The organism is Paenibacillus sp. FW507-14B1B (assembly GCF_058781425.1).
In genome coordinates this window covers 645,803-668,708 of the sequence record NZ_JBYSWS010000002.1, presented here as the reverse complement: position 1 = coordinate 668,708, position 22,906 = coordinate 645,803, and the positions used below count along the sequence as shown (strand labels likewise).

The following is a 22,906-nucleotide window of genomic DNA, read 5'->3' as shown; positions in this document are numbered from 1 at the left end:
TACTGACACAGACAAAATGCGAGCCGACCTAAGATACGACTATCTAAGGTCGGCTTGCGTCGTGATTCGTGAATAAATTCTAGATGAGGATGATTTTATATGGATTTGCAATTTAAAGAAAGTCTGAAAAACAGTTATAACGAGAACGCAAAACTAAGGAATCTTTTAAGCATTGAACCATGGAAAATGAAGGAGATAGATTATTTTGTATCATCTGTAGAAAAAGGTGAGCAGACAAGAATTTTAGATCTCGGGGCAGGGACAGGTCAACATAGCTTGTATATGAAAGAAATGGGACTGGACGTTACTTCTATTGATTTAAGTTCCGCAATGATAGAGAACTGTCTTCAAAAAGGACTTAAGGCATACGAAATGGACTTTTATAATTTAACATTTGAAGATCATAGTTTCGATAATGTGTGGGCTATGAATACTTTATTACATGTACCCAAGAAAGAGTTTATCGAAGTTCTGAAAGAAATAAGACGTGTAATGAAACCCGGAGGAACTTTTTACTTAGGAGTTTATGGTGGGTACAACAGTGAAGGAATATGGGAAGAGGATTCTTGTAACCCTAAGCGATTTTTTTCATTTTATGATGAGGAAACAATGACAGAAAAGGTAACCCAAGTATTTGAGCTTCAAGAATTCAGGACAATACATTTAGATGGAATGAAATTGAATTATCAAGCATTGCTCTTGAGAAAGAAATGAAATACTGAAGGGAGGGTTTAATAATGAATTTTTCTTGGACAGCAGCAACTGCTCAGGTCATAGTATTTGCACTCATCATTCTTTTCTTTGTTAGCTTGTTTTTATTTGTTAACAGAATCATTAAACACCACTTGGAAACAAAGGCTTCATTAAGAAGATTCGAAGAAAAGATGGATAGCATAATGAAAACAATGGAGGAATACAGGAGGAGTTGATCAACTTGACGATTAAGGCCGTGTTTTTTGACTTATTCGAAACTCTTGTGACTGAGTTCTCTGAGAATACTCGTATTTCCAAACGAAACTATGACTACATGAACATTCTTGGGCTTTCAAATGAAGATTTTAAGAAAGAATGGCGGATTCGAAGAGAACGGCGAATGGCGGGGGTCTTTTCTGATTATCCATCAGTGCTAAGGGACATTTTAAGTAGTAGAGGGCTTAAAGATGATATCGAAGCGATAGATTTCTTACATCAAGAGCGAATTAAGGAGAAATATATACCTTTTAGAAATATTCATTCCGAAATTACTGATCTATTAACTTACATAAAAAATAAGGGTATTAAAATTGGATTAATTAGCAATTGCACGGAAGAAGAAGTGAGGTATTGGAATGATAGTGCTTTAACTTCTTATTTTGATGATGCAATTTTCTCATTTGAGGTTGGATTAGCGAAACCAGATCAAAGAATTTACGAAATAGCGTGCGAACGTATATTGGTTAAACCGTCAGAATCCATTTTTATTGGAGATGGTGGTTCATCGGAACTTGAGGGAGCTGCTAGGGCAGGGTTAATACCATATCATGCAACTTGGTTTAATACACATATTACAAGCGGGTTTAGAAAATGTTCAAGCCCGATAGAAGTCATGGGGAATTTTTAGAGGTAGGGTAATTCCATGAAGATCTGGCAGGCTGTACAATTTTTACACATAAGAAGGGGACTGTGTTGTATAATAAATCAGGTCATTACATACATCATTGTCTCAGGCTAAAAATTAAAATTCTTTTTCGTTTACAGATTTTCTTTTGTCAGCTTGTGAACTACTGGAAGGTGAGTTTCTTTGTCAAAAAAATATAAATTAATAACTGTGCTGGTAATTATTATCCTGCTCATAATCAATATCGTGACCTATATGAAATATAAAGAGATGAAGCAGACAGAAACGAACACTTATGAAAGCTTAGTAAATAGAATGTATGGTTACGGGATGATACAGTCGTATGACGAAGTTCATTTAATCAACGAAAGATTAGAGAATGCTAGTCTTGATCAGGATGGATTCGAAGGAAAGATGCAGGGAATTATAACCGATCTAACAATAGCAACTGAAGCTTCGGCTATTGCAGCTAATCATTGGAATTTCACGATTGAAAGTAATACAGTTGATTCTGTAAGAGAGATTTCTGGATTTTTTAGATACTTAAGCATGAACTTAAAAGATATTCTGAACACAGAGAAAGACCTTGGGGTTTGGAAGCAGACGTGTGCTGAGCTAGAGGATATATTGAAAATCGTTAAAGATAATATTAGTGAAGAACAACTCATATCGGCTGATTATACTGAGGTCAAAACCATGTGGAAAGAAACGATGGAACTTGTACGCAAGGAGCATTCAAAATCAAGGTTGCTATCGTCTTATTTCATCTTTCATTAAAACATATTAATTATACACTGAGCGACACTACGTAATGATCTAATGGCGTAGCGTCGCTCTTTTTTTTATAGCTAGTTATAAATGTGGGCGAATCGAATCTGCAATGGAATTTTGTATTCACATAATAAGGAAACTTGTATCGCTCACATTACGTTATCTTTTATAAGGTGAGTGATGATGTGAGTAGAAAGTTACTGATTGTTGCGTGTTTGATGTTATTTATGTTAAGCGCTTGCGGAGAAAGGGAAGACCCATCCAATCCAAAGTTAGGCAAGTATCCACCAACACCCAAATTAACAGCAGGCGGTAAGTCCATTACTACACATCAGAGTACCTATTGCTGGGGGAAGCTTGGCTGCGTTGATTATGTCAATCCTGAAGAAATGCTAAAAGATGAAATGAAGAATATCGTTAAACCTAATACAGTTATCACTATACAGATCGACGGCAAGCAGCCAAATGAGTTATATCTTTATATAGACAATAAGGATGAAACCGATGATGGACTAATTACAAGCAATCAATTTGAAACTCCGAGTGAACCGGGGATATATTATTATGCTTTATCAGCTAGTTGGATTTCTGAGGATAAGAAGTTCAATGAAGGGAGCTCAAGTTATGCTTTTGCAATTGAAGTGAAAGACTAGATTAAGCAAGTAGAAATATGAGACGGCTTAATTACATACCTCGATATAGGAGCGATTGTTTCATGGAAATAAAAAACTAACATAATTTGATCCGGAAATTAATACAATAGCCGCTCTGTAGGAGGCGACATATAGAAGGAGGTAAAGGTAATTATTAATACCTTGATCGTTATAATTATTACTATCGTTATAATTATTACTATCGTTATTATTTCGTATTACTATAAATTTCCGAAAAAAGATTTAATAGAAACGAGCGACCTTCCAAAATCATATTTTATACAAACGATGAACAGGAAAGATATTCAGAAAAATTATGAGTGTGCAGCTTTTTCAAGTGCATATATTTTGAGACATTTCGGAAAAGAAGCTGATGGTAATGAGTTATATAAAAAATATCCTCGAAAATTATTAGATGGAACTATAAACGCAAAGGGTATAATCGTATTTTTCAAGAAACTGGGATTGGATAGCACTTATCTTTCTGGAAATATAGATACACTGAAGAAGCAAATAACTCAAGGGATCCCGGTGATCTTATTCGTTAGAGTATTTCCAAATAAGAGGTATCTACACTTTGTTCCTGCCGTAGGTTATGATGAAAAATTCATTTATTTAGTTGACTCTTTACCATACACAATTAACTGTAATGAAACTCTCTACAACCGAAAAATCTTGATTAGTGAACTAGAAACGATATGGAAAACCTGGATTCCTTTTTGTAAAAGCTCGTATATCGTAATTAATCAAAAATCAATGAAGTGAAGGGCAAATGCTCAAGCTCTTGGGAGGAATCCATGAAAGAAACAAGGATCTATAAGAAGACAGAAGAGTGTTCTATTCGTGCAGATATCTATTATCAAGGAGCCAAGTCTCCTGTAATCATCTATATCCATAGTGGTGCTTTAATATTTGGAACAAGAGAATGGTTGCCCGTTGAACAGATAGATTATTTGACTAGTCGTGGGTATAGCTTAGTCAATATCGATTATCGCCTTGCGCCAGAAACTGACTTTGAATGTATCATTGAAGATATTAGAGATGCTATCCATTGGGTTCGAACGGAAGCAACGGAGTGGTACGATTATGACGTTGATAAAATAGCAGTAATGGGTGGATCAGCAGGTGGATACCTTAGCCTACTAACTGGAACAATGGATTTTAAACCCAATGCTATTGTCTCATTCTATGGGTATGGGGATATTTTAGGCAGTTGGTACACACATCCAAGTGACTACTACTGTAAGAAACCATTAATAGATAGGGTAAGTGCTGTAAATCGAATTGGTAATGTTGAAATTACAGATGGTAAGTGGGATAGGTTTGATTATTACGTCTATTGTCGTCAACAAGGAAGATGGATTCAAGAAGTGACGAAGATGGATCCTACATTAGATATAGACAAGTTAAAACCATACAATCCAATTGACAATGTTACAAAAGAATATCCACCAACTTTATTTATTCATGGGAATCAGGACACGGATGTTCCATACGAACAGTCTATTATTATGCATGAAAAGCTCAAAGATATGGGAGTACCTACGAAGCTAATAACAATTGATGGTGCAGATCATGTATTCGATCACAATTTTACAGATCAGCAGGTTCAAAGGGCATTTAAAGAATTAATTGAATTTTTGAAAATTCATTTGTAGTGGGTTTTAGATACAAGGAATAGGAATAAGGGGGTTATTTATGAATTTTTTGAAACTTTCAGATTTATCATTACACAGAATTGACGAGATATTTCATATTGCGGATGAACTCAGAAATAATAAATTTAGAAAGGTGCTAGAAGGTAAAACCTTCATCTTATTTTTTCCGGAAACTAGCTTAAGGACTAGAGTGACTTTTGAAAAAGGAATTCAACAACTCGGTGGGAATTGTATTCTCTTTCCTCCAGATACATTAAATAAAAAAGAAGAACTTGAAGATGTAATAGGTTACTTAAACAATTGGGCTGATGGTGTCATTATCAGACATCCTGACTTTAATAAAATGATGAAAATATCTGAACATTCATTCATCCCGATTATTAATGCAATGTCTTCTGACAATCATCCATGTGAAGTTCTCTCGGACATATATTCAATACGAGAGATTCGGCCAGAATTTAGGGAACTTACATATACTTTTGTAGGCCCAGCCGGGAATATTGTTAAGTCTTGGGTTGAAATCGCGAAAGTCATAAATCTCAAATTAAATCATGTCTGTACTAGCGGAAATGATGTATGCAAAGATGATGAGAATTATCATTTCTCAACAGATCTAGAAACAACAATGAATGGCAGTGATATTGTTCTAACCGATTCTTTACCAATTGAGTATCAAAATGATGAATACCTGTCACAGTATCAAGTGAACATGGAAAGATTGAATTTAACCAATAAAAATGCATTATTGAACCCGTGTCCTCCTTTTTTCAGAGGTCAGGAAGTGAGTGATGATGCAGTACGTTCCAGTTATTTTGTAGGCCATTCCTTTAAGAAGAATCTGTTATATGTTCAACAAGCGATAATTATTCAGTGCCTGGGATTGCTCCCGAAAGGTCAATACATCGTTTAACAATATATTTCCACAACAGACAAGGATCGGAGATAACCATTGAGTTGTGAGGAGATTTAATAATGGGATCGAGAATTATGCACTTAATCATCGGACAACAAATTGCCGAGAAGTTGAATGTTGACGATCGAACTTCATTTTTACTTGGTAGCATTGCTCCAGATGCGGTTCAAACAAAAGATGAATCGCATTTCTATAAAGGAGAACATCATAATTTCACAAGACATATAGATTACCTTGGATTCTTAAATAAATATAAAATTCATTCTAATAACCTATATGTTCTTGGATATTTTGCACATTTGATCGCAGATGAACAGTGGATGAAGGGATTTTATATGCCATGGTTGAGAAATCGGATGGAGGAAGATCCTGAAGTCTACCCACTTTATCATCATGATTTCAGATTACTTAATGGAAAGCTCTTAGAGCATTATGATTGTACGGAAGAAATGAGGAAAGCCATCCAGAAGAATGCCCGAGCAGTCATTGATCTTCAAGAGGTGAACTCTAGAGAGGTTCTTGATCTCGTCCCACATGTTCTAGCTGATATGGAATATGATCAATCATTAATTCATGAACCACTAAATGTCTTTAGTTTCATACAGATCAAAGGGTATATTGAAACTTCAGTTAACGTAGGAATAGTGAATTTACAAAAGCTGATGAAGTAAAAATAGCTGCGAACAAAATTGTAAGAGAGGAGCTCAGCATGATGAACAAGCATAATGTTTATGAAACAAACAGCTTCTATTGGGATACCAAAGGAAATGATTTTTTAAAAGCAATTGTGCTTCCTTACTATGGATCATTTATCTCAGAAGAAACATGTCAACTTTTTGGAGATGTCTCAGGAAAAAAGATGTTAGAAATAGGCTGTGGTAATGGCCAATCGCTGCAATATCAGGGGGAACGCAAAGCTTCTGAATTGTGGGGAATGGACTTATCAGAGAAACAGATTGAAAAGGCGGAGCAACACTTGAAGGCATGTGGTCTTTCAGCAACCTTGATCTGTTCTCCCATGGAAGAAGAAAGCGACATACCCCTCGATTATTTTGACTTTGTATATTCGATTTATGCCATAGGCTGGACAACCGATCTTGAAGGCACTTTTCGCCGCATTGCTTCTTATTTAAAAAAAGACGGCGTGTTTATTTTTAGTTGGTCTCATCCTATACATAGATGTGTTGTTGAAGAAAATGATAGATTTGTTTTTAACAAATGTTATTTTGATGAATCATGGTATTCCGTTTCTCCTGATTTTTGTCAAGGCGAACTAGCTATATCGGATCGAAAACTATCTACTTATATCAATGCGCTTGCGAGAGCAGGGTTTGTGATTGAACAAATGGTTGAAGAGACCGAGAACGAGATCATACAAATGCATGATGAAAATAGTGATTTTGTAAGAAGGGCTAAGATGTTTCCGGTCACCTTCGTTATCAAAGCAAGAAAGCTTTAAAATACTTGGTTATTAACTGATATTTCGCCTACAATCTAGAAAATATAAAAGGAGCACGAATAATGAATCAAATCGTTAAAGATTCAATTATAAAATTAGCAGAAACGATTCAATTACCTGAAAGAGTATTTCATATTGATGATTTGCCTTGGGTTCCTTTTGATGAAGGGAAAGAAGCGAATTGCTATTTTAAGCCTCTCAGATTTGACCTAGCAACGGGTACTTGGATATATCTTTTTAAAATTAGGAGCAATCAAGTGTTGGCTCGTCACCGGCATACCGGTGGATCTGTTATTGGATATAATCTTCAAGGACAATGGAGATATGAGGGGCGTGATTGGATTGCAAAACCAGGAAGTTTCATATTTGAACCACCTGGGGATATTCATACACTTATTACAGAAGATGAAGAAGTCATTACTTTATTTATATTAGGTGGATGCCTTCAATATTTTGATGAGGATAATCAAATCATTGGACAAGATGATATTTATACAGTAATGAAGAAGTACAAGGACTATTGTAATGAAATGGGAATTGAGTTTCGAGAAGATCTTATTTATTGAGAGGTTAATTGGCACAGTTGCAGTAAGGTTTCTTCATTAAAGAGGGAAGGGGGATATGAATGTCTAGTAACTTATCAAATTCACAGTATTTAGCTATTGAACACATTACAAAATATGCCCGTACACGAAAAAACGAAGCTCAGAAGTCCATAGAGGAAGTTTTGCTAATGTCGAATATCCCTTGGAGAACCTATGAGGATGCCGTTTCAAAAATATATAAATATGCAAGGGTTGCACTACACTTTCATCCAGACCGGCCAGTTGAGGACATGAAATGCGTTGCGCAGTCATTGTTAGAGCAGGGGATCTACAAAAGTCAGTTTGAAACTAACATTTCAAATGGCAGCGTATCTGCTTATCCGGGAGGTGCACGCGACCTTTGGGAGAAAAAGATGTTTGGAGATGCTTATCATGTAGAGGGAGTTACGAATACTCAGCGTCCTAAGTATGGGGCACTAAATCTAGTGTTACACCCAGATGGGCCTGCTCCCATGTTTGGATCCTGTTATTTTCTTCTTGCCCCAGAAGTTTCCCAACGCTGTACATTCAGTTATTTAGATTCACATCTAGACCCGAAGGAAAAAGGTACATATAGTGAGTTCGACGATATTTTAGCATCTGTATTTAAAGAGGCTTTTATTCGAAATGGAGGGTTAGGTGAGAAAGAACTGACACCAAGGAAATTAATTGAGCATTTGTTAATTGATCTTGAAAGTCCATTCAAAGATCCCTCAAACCGAGAACCCAAAAGAAATCAAAACCACTATATTGAAGCCCAGGTTCACGGCGACATCCGTTTAAAAGACGATATAGATATGCTTGTTGCGGATCCATCGTTCAAAGGAACGTATATAGGGGAGTTATTAGAGCAAATATGCTTTAAATATTCAATCAAACTATATTGGCATATGGGATTTACTATGCGTGTAGAAGAAATCCCTTCAGATTTTAGAGGACCTACGATGCCTTCTTTAGGCAAGAGGATAGCTCAAAATAGTTACGTAGATGCTAGTGTGATCGGTGCTGCGGTTAACGACTTGAAACGCAGTCCAGAGTTGTGGAAAGACCGTGGGAGCTATGAAGAAGTGCTTCAGGAATTAAAATATATGTGGCACGTATTAGTTCAATTTGGTGACTCTTTTGAGAGTTTCCATAGAACTTCTTATGGTGCGAATAAATAATCGTTAGAGGGAATCACTTGAATCCGGAAAGGGTGGGAGACATTGAAAGTAGAGATTTTAAAGGTGGCCTCTTCTTGGAAAACGGATATGAGACAAAAATATTTTCAAGTTAAAGAGAAAAACGATAAGTTGGTCGTCCTTTTTCCCGGAAAAAACTATCCTTGTGATAAACCAATTTTACATTTTGCTGGAACATCTGCAATTCAAAGTGGTTATGATTTAATGGTACTTGAATATGGATATCAAGCTGCGAGAGAAAACTTGGATATGAGTGAATTGCATCGAGTAATAGAGGAAAGCCATGAATCGGTACAACGAATCATAAGCAAGTATGAACAAGTTATTTTTATTAGTAAGAGTTTAGGAACCATAGTTGCTGGAGAAGTTCACGAGAAGCTGGAAATTCCAATAAGACATATATTTTTGACACCGATAAAAGATACCATTCCATATATCAACAAGTTTAACGGACTTGTAGTCTATGGAACAAAGGATGAAGTGTTTAATGACGAACTTGCAAAACATATAAATATCGATGATGTTAGAGAGGTCATTGAAATACCTAATGCAAATCATTCTCTAGAATCCAACGATGTGGCTGAAAGTATTGAGATTCTAGGTAGGATTGTGAGGATATATATGAATTTCATTAATAAGTAACTCAGGAGGTGTACTATGATCACGTTTGAAAGAGAAAATAATAAATTTAACTTTAGGGTAGCTGGCATCGCAATTCAAAACAATCGAGTATTGTTACATACCACACGAACAGATGATTTTTGGAATCTTCCTGGGGGGCGAGTGGAATTTAATGAATCTACAGATCAAACGATTGTTAGAGAATTTAAAGAGGAATTAGATATTGACGTTCGTATTAAAGAATTACTTTTTGTGAATGAGGACTTCTTTGAGTATGATGGTAAACGCTATCACGAGATTGGATTTTATTACTTAATTGATTTACCCGAGGGGCATGAGCTTACAAGAACAGACGAAGAATTCCTAGGGATTGAAGAAGGAGGAAAACTCATATTTAAATGGTTTCCATTGGAGCAAACAGATCAATTACATGTGTATCCAGACATATTGAAGACTGAATTATTGAATTTGAAGGATAAGAATCAGATAAAGCATTATATCAACAATGAATATCAAAGCAGTTCATGAATTAGTGAGAGGATGAGCGACTTGAGTTATCCTTTTGACTGTATTACTGAGTTTATGTTTTTTGAGACAACTATTGAACCGTCTAATGTAATCCTAATACCTGGAGGGAGTCATCCTCAATTAATGGTGAGAGCTGCCGAGTTATACCATCAGGGCTTGGCTCCATATATTCTCCCTTCTGGTGGGTCCACTCAAAATGTGTCTAGTACCGAATGGGAATTTCTACGAGATATAGGATTAAATTTGGGTGTACCCGAAAGCTCGATTTTACGTGAAGATAAAGCGACGAATACATTTGAGAATGCAAGATATTCTTGGATGACTCTTCAACAAAATAGGATTAACCCAAGAAAAGTAATATTAGTTTGTAAGTCTTATTTTGCTAGACGAGCTTTGCTTACATACCAGGTTGAATTCCCTAGTGAGGTTAAGTTTTATGTTAGCCCGGTAACAGACAAGACAGGAATCACAAGAGATAACTGGTACTTGGATGAGCAAAAAATAAATTATGTAATGAACGAGCTGACGAAGGTAGGACAGTATTTTAAACACCATATTCCAAATTGGGTAAACCGTAAACTATAAGCGCTGCATAAGGTGGTAGTATGCAGTTACCGAAAGACCGGTCCAGACACTTTCCCATATATGCTGTGCGCCTTCAAAAACGATTACAGTAACACAGAAGGTTATACCTCAGTAACGATCCCGGCACGAACTTGGGTCATTTTCCCATCAGATCCACATCCATGGGATAAATTCAACGAAACGATCGAAAAACTTTATCAACGCTTCTATACGGAATGGCTGCCTACGGCAGGATATGAACAAGTGGACGGGATGGAATTCGAAATGTACGGCACAAAAGACGGACTTAACTATATCGAGCTATGGTTTGCGGTTCGTAAATTGTAATCGGCTAACAAGTAAATAGAAAAGCATCATTCATAGGCATGGCCTCTGGCTGTTGAGGAAATCTTGGCAGCCGAAGATCTTCCTTACTTGATTATGTATGAATTTTGTTACTTGAGAAAGGAGATACATATTGGAGATTATTTTAATGCTGGTCGTTTCCTTATTTCTTGGTATATTTATTGTTAAAATTGGAGTGGATAACTCCAAAACTAATCAATACACTAGAGAAGTATTACAGGAATTAAGAGAGATCAAAGAAATTTTAAGAGATCAAGAATACGAGGAGAATAGAATGCCTATATTAGATTACTCAAATATTGAATTTCATGTTAAAAACGATAAAGGAAATAGTATACATATTGATTCAGTAGAAGCAGCGATGAATAGTACATTCCCATCTATTTTTAAGAGTTTACTACTAGAAATCGATGGCTTTTTGACGAATAATGGAGTTTTAATCTATGGAACGGAAGAAATTGAGGAGAGAAACTTAACTTGGGAAGTTGCAGATTATGCGAAAGGATACGTTGCAATAGGTGATGATAGTGGTGGAAGGATATTTGTAATGGCCGAAAAAGCTGAATCTACAGAAGTATTTATATTAGATTGCGGAGACATGAGCCCGGAAAATGCAATCAAAGTTTCTAATAATTTAATAGAGTGGATTAATAACGGCTTACTAGTCTCAGTATAGATTGGAGGGGGGAGTAGCATGCCGTACGATGGAGTTATTACAAACGAACAAATCAAAGAATTGCTGCAGCATCTTGATTACTTTCAGGACTCTAAAAGTAAGTTTTTCACAGAGGAAAATGGTTATCGACTTGAGAGCCAAGAAGTGACTCGTTTCAGAGAAGTAATAAATGATACGGGGTTCTTGCTGATTTTTGATTGGGGTCAGTGGCTTGATGATAATAAAATTTACAAAGACATAAATAACATGGGTATTCACGAACGAATTATGAATGCGGATTTAGTAACGCTTAGGAAATTAATGACTAGCTATATCCGTGGTGATCGATTCAATGAAGGTTTATTTATTACTGTAATTTTAAAAGGGCATGTAACAAAGATTTTATTGAGACTTCAAGAATTAGATTCATGATGTAAAGGCGTGGAATGAATTCGGAGAACAAACCAGGGGGAATTCCCTTAAGGAGGACGGAAGTGTATATTGTCAAAGCATCAAATGGGAAGAACCATTGGATATCAGGAATATTTAAAGAAATGAGAAACGCTCAAGAATACATTAAGAATATACCGAGAAACTTGATGGACTATCAAAGATTACTCGAACTTGAAAATATGAATTATCCGTTTTACATAATTGAAAAGGAGAATGAATTTGAGTGTATGGAGTTAAATCGATTATTAAGCATAATCGATGACTTAAAGTTGACAGAAGACAAGAATAGAGTTTATTTCAATATTTATCTAATAGAATCGGACTACAAGCCCATTAAGCCGGGGACAGATTATATGGGGATTATTAAGCATGAGCACGTAACGAATGATTTTATAGAACGGTACAGGATAAAAGGAATGAGCTATCTTAAACAAACTGGAATTTTGTAAGCAGTCTGGGAAGTGAAATTGTTAGTGAATGGAATAGAACAATGGGAAACTTATGATGATGTTAATAATGAATCTGATGATTCATATAACAATGAATATGTGCATTTAAAAATAGAGGTGTGAATTTGCTTGGAGAGTGAAAATCAAAGAATCACATTTAGAAAAATGCTATCCAATTTGAAGTGGTCATTAGACATCATATTTAGAAATGCTCTAATACCTGCTAGTCTACTATTACTGCTTAATATGCTAGAAGGACTTGCGCCTGCCTTGACAATTTATGTTACACAAAGGCTCATCGATACAGTAATTCAAACAGCAGGTTCTGGTAGTAATGCGTTTAATGATATTGTGTCATGGATTGTAGCTCTAGCAGCAACGCTGATCCTAACGAGCGAAATCTTATAAGAGATTTCGTGATCCTTTGAATGTGAGATTGAGGCAAAAGCTGAATTACTCTGTTGGGAAAGAACGATTAGAGAAAGCAACGCAGTTGCCGCTATTGTTTTTTGAAGAAAGCTCAAGTTACGACCGGTTAGAACGCAGTAATAATCCTGGTGGGAAAGTGGAACATTTTTTTCACTATATGCTCTGGTTTTTACAGGGAATAATAGGGGTTGTCTCGATAGCAAGTTTGTTTTGGATCATATCGCCGTGGATAAGTATTGTTCTTGTAGATGTAGTTATTCCACGAGCATTATATGAGGCCAGATACTCGAATCAATGGATGGAACTTATCTATAATCAAACTGAGGAGCAGAGAAGGATCTCCTATATTGATCGATTGCTAACGGGTCGTAAAGAGCAAAAGGAGATTCGATTGTTTGGACTCTCTAGCACCCTCATAGGTCGTTGGAAAGAAGAGCGTACTCAGTTCAGGAAGACACAGTTAAATAAGAAGAGGAACTTAGAATTATCTATGTTGCCTTCTATTCTTATTTACTATTTTGTTGAAGTATCTATTGTAATCCTATTGGCTTTTTTTGTGTCAGCAAAGGCCATCACCGTAGGGGTTTTTATATCTTTATTTCAAGCTGTAGAACGGATGCAGAATGCGGCCCAGCAAGTGAGTTCTGGATATGGAGAGATGATAACAGATTCGATCACAACGGGCTATGTCCGAAGTTTCTTATCGGAAGCGGGTGAAGGAGAGAAGACCACACCTCATTCAGAGTTTCCTGAAACCATAGAAAGAGGCATAACTTTGCAAGATATTAGTTTCACTTATCCAGGTCAGAGCAAACCATCGTTGCAGCACATTAATCTTCACCTTAAAAAGGGAGAGCTTGTTGCACTTGTGGGCGAGAATGGTGCGGGTAAAAGTACACTTGTCAAAATACTATTAGGTTTATATAAACCTACGCAAGGTCGAATTCTTGTGGATGATATAGAATATAGTGATATCCATTATAAAAGTATGCAGCGATCTGTAAGCGCTTGCTTTCAAGATTTTTTCAATTTTGAGTTTACTGCTGCTCAATCCATTGCAACCGGAAAGGGAGAAAGTCTCGAAGATGTATCCTCTCAGATGCAGTCGATTCGTCAAGCGGCTAACGTTGGCGGTGCTGACGAGTTTATCTCCAATCTTTCTCGTGGATATGATACGCACATCGGTCATCTATTCCATGGCGGGCAAGGTCTGTCGGGTGGTCAATGGCAGCGTATAGCCATAAGTAGGACGATGATTAGGAATCCACAACTTCTGATCTTAGACGAACCTACGGCAGCATTAGATCCTAACGCCGAAGCAAACATTTATGCACAGTATACAGCAGCGTTTCAAGGGAAAGCTGTACTTCTGGTCAGTCATCGATTAGGGTCGGCACGTTTAGCAGATCGCATTGTTGTTATGCAAAATGGATGTATCGTAGAAGAAGGAAGTCACCAAGAATTATTGGATCAAAAAGGGGTTTACTCGGGTATGTGGGAGGTCCAGTCACAATGGTACAAATGAATAATGGTAGTGCCTTATATTCGCTGTATCGTTTTTTCTATTGGATGATGACTGTTGATCTTAAAAAATCATTGATCATTTTCAGTATGCTGCTTTTTCAAGGCATTTTACCAGGAGTTTCGGTGTATATCGTCAGTAAGATTTTTCAGGAAGTACTTCTTGTCTTTCAAGGAAGTCATAGGTTCACCGAACTGTTAGTGATCATCTCCATCTGGGCTGTTATCGTTCTTGTGGATCGATTCATTCAGCCGTTCTATTCGATTTATATAGAGCAGTTACAACAAGAGTTAGAAGATTCGCTCACAAAACAGCTACAGGAGAAAGCACATCGTCTTCGATTAGAAACATTTGAACGGGCTGACTTCCACGATATTCTTAACAGAGCTCAAAATATGACCGAGCCGGGAGAATTTTTTAATTTGTTAATGGAAATATTCGATATTATCCGATCTGTTATTACGGTCAGTTCTGTTATTATCTTGCTCAGTACATGGAATATGTGGTTGTTCATCGCATTAATCGTTGTTGCTTTACCTGTACCTATTGCACAGTGGGTCCAATCCAAATCAACATTCTTTTTGAAAAGACAACAGACCGAGAAGGAAAGAGTGTTGAACTATTTAGAGAACGTGATGACATCTCGCGAGGCTGCAAAGGAAGTTCGAATGTTCAGTATGTCTTCTTCACTCCTTCGCTGGTGGCACAATATTTACTGGGAAGTTGCTGATCCATTATATCGCCAACAACGGAATCAAAACTTTGTACGAGCAGGTCTATCGATCATTGGGATTATTGGACTAGCATTCGGGGTGGGTTGGGCAGCATGGTCGGTCACACAAGGAGATCTATTAGCATCTCAATTTGGTGCGATTCTTATTGCTTTACAAGTATTAAAAGATGGTGTGAACACCATTGTAGGTAGATTTAGTTATTTTCGTGACATGTTATTTCGAGTGAACGATTTATTCATCTATCTTGATCTGGAACCTGAAGAGGAAGAAGGCAGAGAGCTTGTAGATGCTAAGGTAGATGTTGATGTTCAAGATGTTTCTTTTGGTTATCCACAGCAAAAGGAAAATACACTTCACGATATATCCTTCACAATACAAGCTGGTGAGCGATTAGCTATCATTGGGGATAACGGTTCAGGGAAAACGACGTTAGTAAAAGTGTTGCTTGGGCTATATCAACCTCAAAAAGGGAGAGTCTTATATGGTTCTGTGTCCTTAATAGACGCAGATTTTACTAGTCTTAGAGCAAACACGACAGCAGCATTTCAGGACTTTAACCGTTATGCGTTTACGTTATACGATAATATAGGTTACGGGAACGTAGAACACATGCATATGCAGGAAGCAGTAGAAAATGCGGCAAAGCTGGGAGGAGCCGACCTAGTAGCAGCTTCTCTAGCTAATGGCTATCAGACCCCATTAACAAGGGAATTTGCTGACGGTACGGATTTATCTGGAGGTCAGTGGCAGAAGATAGCGATCTCGCGAGCATTTATGCGCAGTAGCCCTTTTGTGTTATTGGATGAACCAAGTGCAGCGTTAGACCCAAAGGCAGAAGCGGAAGTATTCGATCGGTTTCTAAGCATGGCAAAAGATAAGACTGCGATTTTAGTTTCTCACCGCCTTGGTATGGCGCGCTTGTGTGATCGTATTGTGGTCATGAAAAATGGCCGTATTGCGGAGATAGGTACACATGATGAGTTGCTAAAATGTAAAGGGGAGTACCATAATATGTGGTCTTTGCAAGCGGGATGGTATATATAAATATGTACTGAAATACATAAAAGATGAATGGAGATTCATGATGCATTCTGATACTGAGATTCTTAATATACAGTCCATAACAATCGAAGAAAGTTCAATTGTGTTAGATCTCTGGAAGGGCTCTGCTATTTGGCTTCAGAATAAGGGAATTAATCAATGGGATCCGGATTCATTCCATATTGAAGATATCATTGAGTACATAGATAAAGGCGCAGAAGTTCTTCTAGCAAGGATAGATCGAGATATCGTAGGGACATTAATAATTTGTTGGTCAGACTCAGAAATTTGGGAAGAACTTGATACATTCGAGGCAGCATATATTCATAAGTTTGCTGTTCATCGAAAGTACGAGGGAACGGGTATTGGTCCGAGAATTTTGACATGGACTGAGGATTATTTGAAAGGTAAAGGCAAACGACTCTTAAGACTTGATTGTATAAGTGATAACACGAAGCTAAATCAATACTATCAGAAAATGGGCTTTGAATTTATTAGGAAGAAAATAGCATGGAACATTAATTTATACGAAAAAACCATCGGTGAGTAATTGTGAGGGGTCAGATACAAAATTATTCACAATAAAGATAAAGGCACTCGTTTATAAAAACGGGTGCCTTTATAGTTATTATAAAATTATGTATTTAAACTGATGTCTACTCCGAGTCTTTATCTTTAGGTTGAATAAGTTCTGCACTAGTGATACTGCTGCTTAGCCAATTCGAAATAAGGCTTTGTGTATATTCTAAATCTACTGGATCAATGTCATAGAACCAAGTGTTTCCTCTCATTTTCCCCGAGCCGTGTAACATATAACTCTCAATAACAGGGGCAGCGTCCTTTAGAAAAATGGTTTCAGCTAAATCTAAAATATAATCCGGATCCATACTGGTAGCAAAGTTAGCACCGGCAATTTCGATGAGTTCAGGTATTTTCGTGATGTTTTTTAATTCTAAAACTTTCTCCATCAAGGCTTTTATAAAAATACGTTGGCGCTCGGTACGTTTAAAGTCAGAATCCTCACGGTATCGAACGTAACTTAAGGCTTCTTTCCCGTAATATAATGGCTTGTTAGGTTCAATTCTTAGTTTCTCATGAATCGGATTTTTATTTTCGATTAACTTAGTTATAGGGAGTTTTACTCCTCCAAGGGCATCAACCGTGTCTATAACAGCATTGAAATTTACAGTGCCATAATAATCAACTTTATTTTTTAGTAGATTCTCAATCGTGTCTATACTCATTTCTGCTCCTCCATGAGCAAAAGCGGAGTTGATCTTTGATTTTACGTCCCTACCAATGATGTCCGTATAAGAATCCCGAGGAATTGAGACCAACAATATTTTGTTATCTTTAGGTCGAATGACTGAATAGATGATGGTATCGGAGCGACTAGGCTCTTGATCGCGTTGATCAATTCCAAGAAGAAGTAAGGAAAAAGGTTCATTGTCTACGGTTTTCGTATTTCTTTTTTTATTGTCTAATGGTTTATAAGATTCTTTTAGAGCGGTTTCAACGTCTTTTTTTAGAAGTGTGTTAAAGGCAAAAATAGATAATTCCTTTCTAAATAGATACCCGGCACCAGCCAAAATGATGAGAATTAAGAGTGATATACTGATCCATTTCTTTTTGTTTATTTTTTTGCGGTTTCGAAGCTTCCTTGACTCCATCAAACATACAACTCCTCAAGAAAAATTGTAAAATAAAGTATGAAGCACATCTTTCTAGTCACTTCCCTATTCTAGATCAATTTCCAGAAAAATCAACAAAGTTCCTTGGTAGGTGAGTTTTTAAGTCTCTAGAATGAGTAGGAAAGCCATTATTTTGCTGAATTTTACACTAAGGAAATGTAGACTTTATGTATTCCCCTATGTCCTTTTATATACTGAAGTGGATTGATACCGCGAAATGAAAAGGACTAGGTGGTAGATAACATGTTGAAAAAACGTGATTTGCTCGAATGCCATTTACTGTACAACTTAATGATGGATCCCGCGATTTTTCCTTATGTTCGTTATGGATGCCAATCGTATGAAGAATATGTATTCGTGACCAGACAATTAATTATTGAAGAAGAACAGCAGACCTGTATTTCGCGAACTATTCTAAATGAGATGGGTCATCCGATCGGTACGATTGATCTCTATAATAGGGTTCATAACACAGGTTTCCTGGCTACCTGGATTGGAACCCCTTACTTTGGAAAAGGGTATAATCAACGTGCAAAGGAATCGTTTTTAGCTGAGTTGTTTCTTGAACATCCTATTGAAACGGTATTTCTAAAGGTTCGCAAACAAAATATACGATCGAAAAAAGCAGTAGATAAGCTTCCCTATGTCAAATTTGCAAATGATATAAATCAGCAATTATTTGAGTCGATTAATCATACGGAGCATATTTATGATCTATATTATGTTGAGCGGGATGATTTTTTAGAAAGTTGTGAAAAGGTCCACTATGTGATGGCTACGTAGAAACTAAATTAAGGGGGAAGTTATGAAGATTTCGGCTATTGTCCTGGACTTGGACGGTACATATCTCAATTCTAGTAAACAAGTTTCGGAGCGAAACCTGGCAGCTGTTCTATCGTGTTACAGACTAGGAATGAAAATAATAATAGCGACAGCTCGTCCACCACGTACGGTAAAAGAGTTCCTTCCTGATTCATTACTCGAGATATGTTCATTTGTGTACTATAATGGAGCGCAAGTCATCTGCAGACATTCCAATACGGAGATCTATGAATCCATTCCTTCTTCTTTAACTGCCGAAATCATCAGCCATTGCTTGCTTCACAATCCAGATATTGAATTAACAATGGAATAAAACTGTGTAAGATATACCACTTGAACAGCGACGCAGTCATTGTGTTTGGTGATGATCATAATGACATCGGATTATTTCGGACATTTGGATATTCAGTAGCCATGGGGAATGCCATACCAGAATTAAAACAGATAGCGGATGAGATTACAGAGAGTAACGATTTCGATGGTGTGGCAATGATTTTAGAAAGATTTTGTGGGTAAGATGGATTTAATCGATAAAAGCTTTCAAAAATAATACCTGCCTAGCTTAGGTTCGTGATCCAGAAATATCATAGGAAGATGTGTGATGAAATTCATTATTAGGAGCTATTGAATGAAGAAGAAATATACTATTATAATAGTCCTTTTATCACTAAGTGTTTGCATACTTAGTTTTATGCTTGTTGAATCCCAAAGGCAAAGGACTGAAATCCAAAATTCTATTGATCTTGCATTTAAGTACCAGCTAAGTAATGCTCTCAGTAGTTTTAGTATGCAAGTTAATGACTATTCCTATAGAGCGATGATATCAAGTGTATATAATGTGGCTGCAATGTCGGAACTAACTTCATATGAGGAATCAAACGATGATTTAGATATCAGTTTACACAACCTATATATTTCATTAAGAGAAGACAAGTCTAAGGACAAAGTTTTAGCCAGAACTGAAGAGCTACATGATATATTTTTTCAACTGGTGCAAGACCCAGATAGTCATGAAGCAACAGACAAGTTATTCAAAATATCAAATGAAACATTTTTTAGCGCAGATGATTAGGTATTAATGAATTTGTTAAGACGCATTCCGAAATATTAAGGATGATATAAATGATAGTTCGTAATTTTATTAGGAATGATATGAAGGAAGTATTTGAATTATGGAATACTAGCTTCGGGGACAAATGGATCATTGATTTTGAATTTCTCGAAAAAATAATACTAGATAATGATACTGGAAATTCCCACTTTATCATTGAGATGGACGGTAGGATTTCTGGTTTCTTGGCCACAGGTAAGGGTACAAATTCAGTTCTGCATGGTTCTATTGTATTAATCATGGTAAACAAAGAAGAACGTAGAAAAGGTATCGGTAGAAAACTACTCTCCATCGGTGAAAAATATCTTAAATCTTTAGGTGTGAAAGAAATAAAGCTAGGGTCCGGTTCGAACTCATATTTTTGGCCAGGGATTCCTGAAGATCTTTCTGGAGCGGTATTGTTTTTCGAAAAATGTGGATGGGATTATTATGAACGTAGTGTTGATTTATTGGGTGATTTGCGTAACTTTAATCCTCATTCTAGTGTTCCTATTAATAGAGAGATTCAAATTACAGAAGCAAATCAGAAGGATATGAATAAGTTGTTAGATTTCGAATTAACATATTTCCGGCACTGGTATTTATATTATAAGATTTTCTCTCAACAAGCGGATCTCAGTGATATTTTGTTGGCAAAAGATAAAAAAGGAAATATTGTAGGTTCTGTTTTACTATTCGGTCCATTTAACGGGAAATTCGAGCATAGTTTTAGATGGAAAAGAATATTGTCTGACCAAATGGGCGGGTTTGGAGCACTCGGTGTAAAGGAAGAATTGAGAGAACAGGGAATCGGTATGGCCATAGCTTTAAAAGCAACGGAAGGTTTGAAAAGAAGAGGTGTGATTCATAGCTATTTAGGGTGGACATGGTTAACAGAGTGGTATGGCAAGATTGGATATAAAGAATGGCGAAGTTATAAAATGTGTTGTAAAAAAACAAGGGAATAGATGTATAATCACGGAAGATAATTAGACAACAAATGACCCGGCCTAAGATTACAGTTATCTGAGGTCGGGTCATTTTCTTATCTTAAATACTGATGATCATCTAAGGAAGTGTGAAGATGAAATCAATCGCTATACTTACTGACATACACGGTAATAGTCCTGCTTTAAAAGCTGTTATGAATGATATGACTGAGAAGAGTATAGAACATATATATTGTTTAGGGGATGTAGTTGGGATTGGTCCAGATTCTAATGACGTGCTTGGAATATTAACATCAAGAAACGATGTAACTTTTGTAGTAGGTAATCATGATTTAGCTGTTATAGCAGCTTATCACAATGATGATCCACCCCAAGGACATCATAATGAACGATTGCATCATAAATGGTTAGCTGAACGAATTGATCCACAATACATAGAATTCATGAGTAAATGGCCTAAGAGAATAAGTACCGAGATACTTAATCACAACCTGTTATTTAGTCACTATCATCTAGATAAAGATAATTGGTTTGAATCTATTGATAAAAATCCAAGTACTGAGAAGCTCGACCTTATCTACGCAGGAACTAATTATAGTTTGGTAGGCTTCGGCCACCATCATACTGTTCACCATTTTGTATCAGCATCAAGAGTCTATCTAAATCCAGGATCATTAGGATGTTACGATAAACCAGTAGCCAGATATGGAATAATCCACATTTCAGAAGATGATATCAAGGTTGAGTTAAGAGAAGTTCCATACCATAATTCAGAGTTTTTAAGATCGTATGAGGAACTAAAAATACCAGATAGAGAGTTTATACTGAAGGTTTTTCATGGCGTACAATATTAAATCCAAATAGGTTTTTCGAAATAAATAATGAGGAGGACCTAAAATGCTTTACGATCTACAAGGCGAAGCAAATATGTCACCTACAGTAGGCATGTTATATTCTGCAGTTAAACAGAATAATGAGCGGCTACGATTCATTACTGATGGTATGTCGCAAGAAGAGGTGGATTACAAGGGTCCTAACAATAAATTTAATAGTACGGCTCAGTTAATAAAACATATCTTGGTTGTGGATCTGAATTGGGTCTATAGAATAAAGGGTCAACCCCTTCCTCAGACATTAAAAGAACAATATGGCCCCATGATTGATGAAAATAATAGACTTCCGATGGTCAAAGGTTTGTCGCTGAGCACGCTGATCTCTAGATCTGAAGATGTAATAAACCTATTGAAGGATTCATGCACACAATTAACTGATGCTGACCTAGATCGAACCGTCACTTTCGGACATGAAAATGAAAAGCAAGCAACGATCCGGTGGGGACTGTGGCATATGGCTGATCATAATCGCTACCATCAAGCTCATATTAATCAGCTTAGAAAATGGTATGTTGAAAATTCTCTGTTAAATTAGTGTTCGCAAAAACTATTTTGTAGGAGGGTTCAATGGAAAGTGTATTAATAACGGGTGCCAACCGAGGGCTAGGCCTCGAGTTGCAAAAATCATTTCATTCAGGTTCGTTTATTACATTTCCGGTAGTAAGAACTGTTGAAGCAGCGGAACAATTACAGAAGCAATTTCCTTCAGGATGTTTTCCAATAGTTGCGGATTTAACAAGTGATGATTCTATAGAAATCATAAAAACTAACTTAAGTAGAAATACAGATTCACTTGATATTGTGATTAATAATGCAGGAATATCGGGGTCTGAATTTTTAATCGAAACGGTAAGAACAGAAGAGGTAAATAACCTATTTAATATTCATTGTTTAGGGACGATCAGAACGACTCAAGCATGTCTCCAATATTTAAGAAAATCAGATAATCCAAGGGTGATTAATGTCTCATCAAGATTAGGCTCATTAAGTCGAATGGCATCTGGAGAATTTAAAAACCGAGGATTTTCATATTCATATAGGATGGCTAAGGCTGCTCAGAATATGTTTACGATATGTCTTGGCGAAGAGTTGATGAAGGACAACATAACCGTTTGTGCGATTCATCCAGGACAATTATTAACAAGAGGGCGCTCAACAGACGCAGATACAGATCCAGCTATTGCTGCTGACAACATTTATAAATGGATAAGAAAGGTTGACATTAATGATACAGGATTGTTTGTACAACCTTTTGTTCAGAACATGCCTTGGTAGAAACTAA

At 36.6% G+C, this 22,906-nt stretch carries 31 protein-coding genes and 2 pseudogenes; 32 read left to right on the top strand and 1 reads right to left on the bottom strand.

What is annotated here, in order from left to right:
• The first annotated feature begins 99 nt into the window (after positions 1–99).
• From AC3WJJ_RS11370 to AC3WJJ_RS11255, 24 genes and pseudogenes are all read left to right on the top strand, one after another.
• Positions 100–714, top strand: a complete 615-nt coding sequence (locus AC3WJJ_RS11370; RefSeq protein ID WP_492540622.1) for a class I SAM-dependent methyltransferase — start codon at positions 100–102, stop codon at positions 712–714.
• Between the two features lie 23 nt (positions 715–737).
• On the top strand, positions 738–929 hold the full coding sequence (locus tag AC3WJJ_RS11365) for a hypothetical protein (RefSeq protein WP_492540620.1): 192 nt from the start codon (positions 738–740) through the stop codon (positions 927–929).
• A 5-nt stretch (positions 930–934) separates the two neighbouring features.
• Positions 935–1,600 (top strand): HAD family hydrolase, encoded by a 666-nt coding sequence (locus tag AC3WJJ_RS11360; RefSeq protein ID WP_492540618.1) that lies wholly within the window; start codon positions 935–937, stop codon positions 1,598–1,600.
• A 180-nt stretch (positions 1,601–1,780) separates the two neighbouring features.
• Entirely contained in the window at positions 1,781–2,374 is a 594-nt protein-coding gene (locus AC3WJJ_RS11355; RefSeq protein WP_492540616.1) for a hypothetical protein, read from the top strand.
• 179 nt (positions 2,375–2,553) lie between these two features.
• The gene (locus AC3WJJ_RS11350; RefSeq protein ID WP_492540614.1) at positions 2,554–3,021 is read left to right on the top strand and encodes a hypothetical protein; all 468 of its coding nucleotides are present in this window, start codon (positions 2,554–2,556) and stop codon (positions 3,019–3,021) included.
• Between the two features lie 288 nt (positions 3,022–3,309).
• Positions 3,310–3,786 carry a cysteine peptidase family C39 domain-containing protein gene (locus AC3WJJ_RS11345; RefSeq protein ID WP_492540612.1) on the top strand — a complete coding sequence of 159 codons (477 nt, stop codon included), beginning with the start codon at positions 3,310–3,312 and terminating at the stop codon, positions 3,784–3,786.
• Between the two features lie 32 nt (positions 3,787–3,818).
• Positions 3,819–4,679 carry an alpha/beta hydrolase fold domain-containing protein gene (locus AC3WJJ_RS11340; RefSeq protein WP_492540610.1) on the top strand — a complete coding sequence of 287 codons (861 nt, stop codon included), beginning with the start codon at positions 3,819–3,821 and terminating at the stop codon, positions 4,677–4,679.
• Between the two features lie 40 nt (positions 4,680–4,719).
• Positions 4,720–5,589 carry an ornithine carbamoyltransferase gene (locus AC3WJJ_RS11335; RefSeq protein WP_492540609.1) on the top strand — a complete coding sequence of 290 codons (870 nt, stop codon included), beginning with the start codon at positions 4,720–4,722 and terminating at the stop codon, positions 5,587–5,589.
• A 62-nt stretch (positions 5,590–5,651) separates the two neighbouring features.
• Complete coding sequence (locus AC3WJJ_RS11330) at positions 5,652–6,263, top strand: zinc dependent phospholipase C family protein (RefSeq protein ID WP_492540608.1); 612 nt, start codon at positions 5,652–5,654, stop codon at positions 6,261–6,263.
• Positions 6,264–6,301: 38 nt separating this feature from the next.
• Positions 6,302–6,751, top strand: a pseudogene (locus tag AC3WJJ_RS11325) (class I SAM-dependent methyltransferase); the annotation flags it as partial.
• Between the two features lie 57 nt (positions 6,752–6,808).
• Positions 6,809–6,919: pseudogene (locus AC3WJJ_RS11320) on the top strand (class I SAM-dependent methyltransferase); the annotation flags it as partial.
• Positions 6,920–7,113: 194 nt separating this feature from the next.
• Entirely contained in the window at positions 7,114–7,617 is a 504-nt protein-coding gene (locus AC3WJJ_RS11315) for a 2,4'-dihydroxyacetophenone dioxygenase family protein (protein WP_492540607.1), read from the top strand.
• Positions 7,618–7,676: 59 nt separating this feature from the next.
• Positions 7,677–8,798, top strand: a complete 1,122-nt coding sequence (locus tag AC3WJJ_RS11310; RefSeq protein WP_492540606.1) for a DUF3626 domain-containing protein — start codon at positions 7,677–7,679, stop codon at positions 8,796–8,798.
• A 42-nt stretch (positions 8,799–8,840) separates the two neighbouring features.
• Complete coding sequence (locus tag AC3WJJ_RS11305) at positions 8,841–9,458, top strand: alpha/beta hydrolase (protein WP_492540605.1); 618 nt, start codon at positions 8,841–8,843, stop codon at positions 9,456–9,458.
• A gap of 15 nt (positions 9,459–9,473) precedes the next feature.
• Positions 9,474–9,965, top strand: coding sequence for an NUDIX hydrolase (locus AC3WJJ_RS11300; RefSeq protein WP_492540603.1), 492 nt, complete (start codon positions 9,474–9,476; stop codon positions 9,963–9,965).
• A 21-nt stretch (positions 9,966–9,986) separates the two neighbouring features.
• A complete protein-coding gene (locus AC3WJJ_RS11295) occupies positions 9,987–10,550 on the top strand; it encodes a YdcF family protein (RefSeq protein WP_492540602.1) in 564 nt (187 codons plus the stop codon).
• Positions 10,551–10,562: 12 nt separating this feature from the next.
• The gene (locus AC3WJJ_RS11290) at positions 10,563–10,877 is read left to right on the top strand and encodes a GyrI-like domain-containing protein (protein ID WP_492540601.1); all 315 of its coding nucleotides are present in this window, start codon (positions 10,563–10,565) and stop codon (positions 10,875–10,877) included.
• 130 nt (positions 10,878–11,007) lie between these two features.
• On the top strand, positions 11,008–11,571 hold the full coding sequence (locus AC3WJJ_RS11285) for an SMI1/KNR4 family protein (RefSeq protein WP_492540600.1): 564 nt from the start codon (positions 11,008–11,010) through the stop codon (positions 11,569–11,571).
• A gap of 18 nt (positions 11,572–11,589) precedes the next feature.
• Positions 11,590–11,982, top strand: coding sequence for a DUF6508 domain-containing protein (locus AC3WJJ_RS11280; RefSeq protein WP_492540598.1), 393 nt, complete (start codon positions 11,590–11,592; stop codon positions 11,980–11,982).
• 62 nt (positions 11,983–12,044) lie between these two features.
• Positions 12,045–12,452: a hypothetical protein gene (locus tag AC3WJJ_RS11275; RefSeq protein WP_492540596.1), complete on the top strand. Its 408-nt coding sequence runs from the start codon at positions 12,045–12,047 to the stop codon at positions 12,450–12,452.
• A gap of 177 nt (positions 12,453–12,629) precedes the next feature.
• Positions 12,630–12,860 (top strand): hypothetical protein, encoded by a 231-nt coding sequence (locus AC3WJJ_RS11270; protein ID WP_492540594.1) that lies wholly within the window; start codon positions 12,630–12,632, stop codon positions 12,858–12,860.
• A gap of 22 nt (positions 12,861–12,882) precedes the next feature.
• Positions 12,883–14,406 (top strand): ABC transporter ATP-binding protein, encoded by a 1,524-nt coding sequence (locus AC3WJJ_RS11265; RefSeq protein ID WP_492540592.1) that lies wholly within the window; start codon positions 12,883–12,885, stop codon positions 14,404–14,406.
• Positions 14,394–16,181, top strand: coding sequence for an ABC transporter ATP-binding protein (locus AC3WJJ_RS11260; RefSeq protein ID WP_492540591.1), 1,788 nt, complete (start codon positions 14,394–14,396; stop codon positions 16,179–16,181). Before AC3WJJ_RS11265 ends, AC3WJJ_RS11260 begins: the two co-directional genes overlap by 13 nt.
• A gap of 40 nt (positions 16,182–16,221) precedes the next feature.
• Positions 16,222–16,728, top strand: coding sequence for a GNAT family N-acetyltransferase (locus tag AC3WJJ_RS11255; RefSeq protein ID WP_492540589.1), 507 nt, complete (start codon positions 16,222–16,224; stop codon positions 16,726–16,728).
• Between the two features lie 106 nt (positions 16,729–16,834).
• Here the strand turns inward: AC3WJJ_RS11255 and AC3WJJ_RS11250 are convergent, their stop codons facing one another.
• Complete coding sequence (locus AC3WJJ_RS11250) at positions 16,835–17,848, bottom strand: LCP family protein (protein WP_492540587.1); 1,014 nt, start codon at positions 17,846–17,848, stop codon at positions 16,835–16,837.
• 264 nt (positions 17,849–18,112) lie between these two features.
• Here AC3WJJ_RS11250 and AC3WJJ_RS11245 point away from each other — a divergent pair, with 264 nt between their 5' ends.
• From AC3WJJ_RS11245 to AC3WJJ_RS11210, 8 genes are all read left to right on the top strand, one after another.
• Positions 18,113–18,652, top strand: a complete 540-nt coding sequence (locus tag AC3WJJ_RS11245) for a GNAT family N-acetyltransferase (RefSeq protein WP_492540585.1) — start codon at positions 18,113–18,115, stop codon at positions 18,650–18,652.
• A 22-nt stretch (positions 18,653–18,674) separates the two neighbouring features.
• Positions 18,675–19,004, top strand: coding sequence for an HAD family hydrolase (locus AC3WJJ_RS11240; RefSeq protein WP_492540583.1), 330 nt, complete (start codon positions 18,675–18,677; stop codon positions 19,002–19,004).
• Between the two features lie 20 nt (positions 19,005–19,024).
• Positions 19,025–19,207 (top strand): HAD family hydrolase, encoded by a 183-nt coding sequence (locus AC3WJJ_RS11235; protein ID WP_492540581.1) that lies wholly within the window; start codon positions 19,025–19,027, stop codon positions 19,205–19,207.
• Between the two features lie 112 nt (positions 19,208–19,319).
• Positions 19,320–19,763, top strand: coding sequence for a hypothetical protein (locus AC3WJJ_RS11230; RefSeq protein ID WP_492540579.1), 444 nt, complete (start codon positions 19,320–19,322; stop codon positions 19,761–19,763).
• A 50-nt stretch (positions 19,764–19,813) separates the two neighbouring features.
• Positions 19,814–20,749, top strand: coding sequence for a GNAT family N-acetyltransferase (locus AC3WJJ_RS11225; protein ID WP_492540577.1), 936 nt, complete (start codon positions 19,814–19,816; stop codon positions 20,747–20,749).
• A 116-nt stretch (positions 20,750–20,865) separates the two neighbouring features.
• On the top strand, positions 20,866–21,585 hold the full coding sequence (locus tag AC3WJJ_RS11220; RefSeq protein WP_492540575.1) for a metallophosphoesterase family protein: 720 nt from the start codon (positions 20,866–20,868) through the stop codon (positions 21,583–21,585).
• 43 nt (positions 21,586–21,628) lie between these two features.
• On the top strand, positions 21,629–22,159 hold the full coding sequence (locus tag AC3WJJ_RS11215) for a DinB family protein (RefSeq protein WP_492540573.1): 531 nt from the start codon (positions 21,629–21,631) through the stop codon (positions 22,157–22,159).
• A gap of 32 nt (positions 22,160–22,191) precedes the next feature.
• Complete coding sequence (locus AC3WJJ_RS11210; protein ID WP_492540571.1) at positions 22,192–22,899, top strand: SDR family NAD(P)-dependent oxidoreductase; 708 nt, start codon at positions 22,192–22,194, stop codon at positions 22,897–22,899.
• Positions 22,900–22,906: the final 7 nt, after the last annotated feature.